General features: G+C 55.2%; 3 rRNA genes. All 3 read left to right on the forward strand.

Features of this window, described 5'->3' with window-relative positions:
- Positions 1 to 115 precede the first annotated feature (115 nt).
- The 3 genes from ACSZL9_RS19005 to rrf all read left to right on the forward strand — a co-directional run bounded on the left by ACSZL9_RS19005 (position 116) and on the right by rrf (position 5,347).
- Positions 116 to 1,639 (forward strand): 16S ribosomal RNA (locus ACSZL9_RS19005).
- A 332-nt stretch (positions 1,640 to 1,971) separates the two neighbouring features.
- Positions 1,972 to 5,103 (forward strand): 23S ribosomal RNA (locus ACSZL9_RS19010).
- Between the two features lie 126 nt (positions 5,104 to 5,229).
- A 5S ribosomal RNA gene (rrf, locus tag ACSZL9_RS19015) occupies positions 5,230 to 5,347 on the forward strand.
- Together the 16S, 23S and 5S rRNA genes form the textbook arrangement of a ribosomal RNA operon.
- The last annotated feature ends 3 nt before the right edge of the window (positions 5,348 to 5,350 follow it).

Here is a 5,350-nt window from a genome sequence, read left to right on the forward strand (position 1 = left end):
GGTCGTTTTTTGAGAACTCAACAGCGTGTCGAATGATTGATGCCAATTGTTTGTTGGTTTGATCGTTTTTGTAGCATTTTTTGCTCTTGATCGATTTTTGCCAGTTTTGGATTCTTTTTTGGAGAGTTTGATCCTGGCTCAGGACGAACGCTGGCGGCGTGCTTAACACATGCAAGTCGAACGATGAAGCTGGTGCTTGCACTGGTGGATTAGTGGCGAACGGGTGAGTAACACGTGAGTAACCTGCCTTTCACTTTGGGATAAGCCTTGGAAACGGGGTCTAATACCGGGTATGAACATGTCATCGCATGGTGGTGTGTTGAAAGCTTTTGTGGTGGGAGATGGACTCGCGGCCTATCAGCTTGATGGTGGGGTAGTGGCCTACCATGGCTTTGACGGGTAGCCGGCCTGAGAGGGTGACCGGCCACACTGGGACTGAGACACGGCCCAGACTCCTACGGGAGGCAGCAGTGGGGAATATTGCACAATGGGCGGAAGCCTGATGCAGCGACGCCGCGTGGAGGATGAAGGCTTTCGGGTTGTAAACTCCTTTCGCACATGACGAAGCCTTTGGTGACGGTAGTGTGAGAAGAAGCACCGGCTAACTACGTGCCAGCAGCCGCGGTAATACGTAGGGTGCGAGCGTTGTCCGGAATTATTGGGCGTAAAGAGCTTGTAGGCGGTTTGTCGCGTCTGCCGTGAAAGCCCAGGGCTTAACCCTGGGTCTGCGGTGGGTACGGGCAGGCTAGAGTGTGGTAGGGGAGACTGGAATTCCTGGTGTAGCGGTGAAATGCGCAGATATCAGGAGGAACACCGATGGCGAAGGCAGGTCTCTGGGCCACTACTGACGCTGAGAAGCGAAAGCATGGGGAGCGAACAGGATTAGATACCCTGGTAGTCCATGCCGTAAACGTTGGGAACTAGGTGTGGGCCTCATTCCACGAGGTCCGTGCCGTAGCTAACGCATTAAGTTCCCCGCCTGGGGAGTACGGCCGCAAGGCTAAAACTCAAAGGAATTGACGGGGGCCCGCACAAGCGGCGGAGCATGCGGATTAATTCGATGCAACGCGAAGAACCTTACCAAGGCTTGACATACACCGGACGCTGCCAGAGATGGTGGTTCCTTCGGGCTGGTGTACAGGTGGTGCATGGTTGTCGTCAGCTCGTGTCGTGAGATGTTGGGTTAAGTCCCGCAACGAGCGCAACCCTCGTTCCATGTTGCCAGCGGGTAAAGCCGGGGACTCATGGGAGACTGCCGGGGTCAACTCGGAGGAAGGTGGGGATGACGTCAAATCATCATGCCCCTTATGTCTTGGGCTTCACGCATGCTACAATGGCTGGTACAGAGGGTTGCGATGCCGTGAGGTGGAGCGAATCCCTTAAAACTGGTCTCAGTTCGGATTGGGGTCTGCAACTCGACCCCATGAAGTTGGAGTCGCTAGTAATCGCAGATCAGCAACGCTGCGGTGAATACGTTCCCGGGCCTTGTACACACCGCCCGTCAAGTCACGAAAGTCGGTAACACCCGAAGCCGGTGGCCCAACCCTTGTGGGGGGAGCCGTCGAAGGTGGGATTGGCGATTGGGACTAAGTCGTAACAAGGTAGCCGTACCGGAAGGTGCGGCTGGATCACCTCCTTTCTAAGGAGCATTAACACCTTTCATCGCCGAGTGTGCGGTGGGGTGGCTCATGGGTGGATCATCAATCAGAATGCTTGGCACATGCGTGGTGGGCCGGCGGAGTACGAACACTCACTCTCTTGGGGTGGTGTTGGGGAAATGCTGGTTCGGTTGCGGGTGTGTGGGGTGTCGGCACGTTGTTGGGTCCTGAGAAAACGACTTGGTTGTTTTCTTGGTGCTGCCCGTCATGGCATGCCCCGGTGGGGTGTGTGGTGGTGGTGTTGGTGTGTTGTTTGAGAATTGTATAGTGGACGCGAGCATCTTTGTAGCTTTTAAAGATTTTCTGGTTTTTTGTGTAAGTTTTTAAGGGCGCATGGTGGATGCCTTGGCATCAGGAACCGATGAAGGACGTAGTAATCTGCGATAAGCCTCGGGGAGCCGATAAACGGGCTGTGATCCGAGGGTTTCCGAATGGGGGAACCCCGCACCAGTTATGTGGTGTGACCCGTACCTGAATTCATAGGGTGCGTGGAGGGAACGTGGGGAAGTGAAACATCTCAGTACCCACAGGAAGAGAAAACAATAGTGATTCCGTGAGTAGTGGCGAGCGAAAGCGGATGAGGCTAAACCATGGTTGTGTGATACCTGTCAGGGGTTGCAGTCATGGGGTTGTGGGTTTTCGTTGTACCGCATCTGACAGTGTGGTGGCGTGATGGTGTGCGTGTAGTCGAATCAGTGGTGAGTGCTGAACCGTAGAGGGTGGGAGTCCCGTAGGCGAAATGCGTAACACGGCGTTTGATGGAATACCCAAGTAGCACGGGGCTCGAGGAATCTCGTGTGAATCTGCCAGGACCACCTGGTAAGCCTAAATATTCCCTGATGACCGATAGCGGACTAGTACCGTGAGGGAAAGGTGAAAAGTACCCCGGGAGGGGAGTGAAATAGTACCTGAAACCATGCGCTTACAATCCGTCAGGGCCGGCCCGTGGGCTGGTGATGGCGTGCCTTTTGAAGAATGAGCCTGCGAGTTAGTGCTCAGTGGCGAGGTTAACCCGTGTGGGGAAGCCGTAGCGAAAGCGAGTCCGAAGAGGGCGTTTGAGTCGCTGGGTCTAGACCCGAAGCGGAGTGATCTACCCATGGCCAGGTTGAAGCGACGGTAAGACGTCGTGGAGGACCGAACCCACTTCAGTTGAAAATGGAGGGGATGAGCTGTGGGTAGGGGTGAAAGGCCAATCAAACTCCGTGATAGCTGGTTCTCCCCGAAATGCATTTAGGTGCAGCGTTGCGTGTTTCTTGCCGGAGGTAGAGCTACTGGATGGCTGATGGGCCTCACCAGGTTACTGACGTCAGCCAAACTCCGAATGCCGGTAAGTGTAAGCGTGGCAGTGAGACTGCGGGGGATAAGCTTCGTAGTCGAGAGGGAAACAGCCCAGATCACCAGCTAAGGTCCCTAAGCGTGTGCTAAGTGGAAAAGGATGTGGAGTTGCTGTGACAACCAGGAGGTTGGCTTAGAAGCAGCCACCCTTTAAAGAGTGCGTAATAGCTCACTGGTCAAGTGATTCCGCGCCGACAATGTAGCGGGGCTCAAGCACACCACCGAAGCTGTGGCAATCACACAAGTCCCTAGCAAGAGCCTTCGGGCCCATGTTCAGGGGTGTGGTTGGGTAGGGGAGCGTCGTGTCACCGGTGAAGCGGCAGTGTGAACTAGTCGTGGAGGTGACACGAGTGAGAATGCAGGCATGAGTAGCGAATGACGGGTGAGAAACCCGTCCGCCGAATAACCAAGGGTTCCAGGGTCAAGCTAATCTGCCCTGGGTAAGTCGGGACCTAAGGCGAGGCCGTCAGGCGTAGTCGATGGACATCCGGTTGATATTCCGGAACCGGCGAAGGACCGCCCATATCGAATCAGGGGATGCTAACCACCCGAACCACCGTGTTCTCTCACCTTCGGGTGTGGGGCGTGTGTGGGGAGCGTGGGACCCGATCTTGTAGTAGGTAAGCGAGGGAGTGACGCAGGAAGGTAGCCTCCGCGGGGCGATGGTTGTCCCCGTCCAAGCGTGTGAGCTGACTGGTAGGTAAATCCGCTGGTCGTGAAGGCTGAGGCGTGATGGTGACCACGTAATGTGGGAAGTAGGGTGATCCTATGCTGTCGAGAAAAACTTCTAGCGAGGTTCGAGCCGCCCGTACCCTAAACCGACTCAGGTGGTTAGGTAGAGAATACTAAGGCGATCGAGTGAATCGTGGTTAAGGAATTCGGCAAAATGCCCCCGTAACTTCGGGAGAAGGGGGGCCTACTGCCCTGAAACCCGTACGGGTTAGGGGTGGGGGCCGCAGAGACCAGGGAGAAGCGACTGTTTACTAAAAACACAGGTCCGTGCGAAGAAGTAATTCGATGTATACGGACTGACGCCTGCCCGGTGCTGGAACGTTAAGGGGACCGGTTAACACTTTCGGGTGTGAAGCTGAGAACTTAAGCGCCAGTAAACGGCGGTGGTAACTATAACCATCCTAAGGTAGCGAAATTCCTTGTCGGGTAAGTTCCGACCTGCACGAATGGCGTAACGACTTCTCCACTGTCTCAACCGCGAACTCGGCGAAATTGCATTACGAGTAAAGATGCTCGTTACGCGCAGCAGGACGGAAAGACCCCGGGACCTTTACTACAGCTTGGTATTGGTGTTCGGTGCGGCTTGTGTAGGATAGGTGGGAGACTGTGAAACGCACGCGCCAGCGTGTGTGGAGTCATTGTTGAAATACCACTCTGGTCGTTCTGGGCTCCTAACTTCGGACCATGATCTGGTTCAGGGACAGTGCCTGGTGGGTAGTTTAACTGGGGCGGTTGCCTCCCAAAGGGTAACGGAGGCGCCCAAAGGTTCCCTCAGCCTGGTTGGTAATCAGGTTTCGAGTGTAAGTGCACAAGGGAGCTTGACTGTGAGACAGACATGTCGAGCAGAGACGAAAGTCGGGACTAGTGACCCGACGGTGGCTTGTGGAAGCGCCGTCGCTCAACGGATAAAAGGTACCCCGGGGATAACAGGCTGATCTTGCCCAAGAGCTCATATCGACGGCATGGTTTGGCACCTCGATGTCGGCTCGTCGCATCCTGGGGCTGGAGTAGGTCCCAAGGGTTGGGCTGTTCGCCCATTAAAGCGGTACGCGAGCTGGGTTTAGAACGTCGTGAGACAGTTCGGTCCCTATCCGCTGCGCGCGTAGGAAACTTGAGAAGACCTGTCCCTAGTACGAGAGGACCGGGATGGACGAACCACTGGTGTGTCAGTTGTCCTGCCAAGGGCACGGCTGATTGGCTACGTTCGGAAGTGATAACCGCTGAAAGCATCTAAGCGGGAAGCACGCTTCAAGATGAGGTTTCCAGCAGGGGTTACCCTGGTGAGGCTCCCAGCTAGACTACTGGGTTGATAGGCCGGATGTGGAAGCACAGTAATGTGTGGAGCTGACCGGTACTAATAAGCCGATAACTTACCTCAACACTCTTCTTTTACAAGCTGCGGAGATACGCGTCCACTATACGATTCTGAAACAACACCCATACGGCACGCCCCCACATTTGGTGGGGTTGTGAAGTGAATATGAGTGACCTTGTTTCACAGGGTTACGGCGGTTATAGCGAAGTGGGAAACGCCCGGTCACATCCCGAACCCGGAAGCTAAGCCCTTCAGCGCCGATGGTACTGCACTCGGTAGGGTGTGGGAGAGTAGGACACCGCCGAACAAT

The organism is Flexivirga sp. B27, assembly GCF_052905685.1.